This is a genomic window from Pseudomonas sp. 30_B (genome assembly GCF_017491605.1).
Classification (GTDB): domain Bacteria; phylum Pseudomonadota; class Gammaproteobacteria; order Pseudomonadales; family Pseudomonadaceae; genus Pseudomonas.
In genome coordinates this window covers 1-470 of the sequence record NZ_JAFGYY010000276.1, presented here as the reverse complement: position 1 = coordinate 470, position 470 = coordinate 1, and the positions used below count along the sequence as shown (strand labels likewise).

General features: G+C 61.5%; 1 protein-coding gene. It reads right to left on the bottom strand.

Annotated elements, in window-relative coordinates; genetic code table 11:
• Window positions 1–470: ABC transporter ATP-binding protein (locus J5M67_RS28265; protein ID WP_207888653.1), on the bottom strand; the 470-nt coding region annotated here is incomplete at both ends.

Here is a 470-nt window from a genome sequence, read left to right as displayed (position 1 = left end):
CCCCAGGTAGGTTTCGATCACTTGCGGATTCTGCGCGAGTTCGCCCGCCGGGCCCTCCAGAGCAATCTCACTGGTCTCGAGGACATACCCGTAATCCGATATCTGCAATGCCGCCCGCGCGTTCTGCTCGATCAACAGCGTCGCAACGCCGGTCCCGCGCAGCGCGCTGATGATATGGAAAATCTCCTTCACGATCAGCGGTGCAAGCCCAAGGCTCGGCTCGTCGAGCATCAGCAAATCGGGTTTGCCCATCAGCGCGCGCCCGACAGCCAGCATCTGCCGCTCGCCACCCGAAAGCGTGCCGGCCGCTTGCTTGCGTCGCTCCTTCAACCTCGGAAACAGCGAAAAAACCGGCTCGAGCTGATCCAGGAAGCTCGCGTCGCCGGCCATCTTTCGCCGGTATGCGCCTAACACCAAATTGTCCTCTACCGACATCGTGCCGAATAGCTCACGCTTTTCCGGCACGAGGC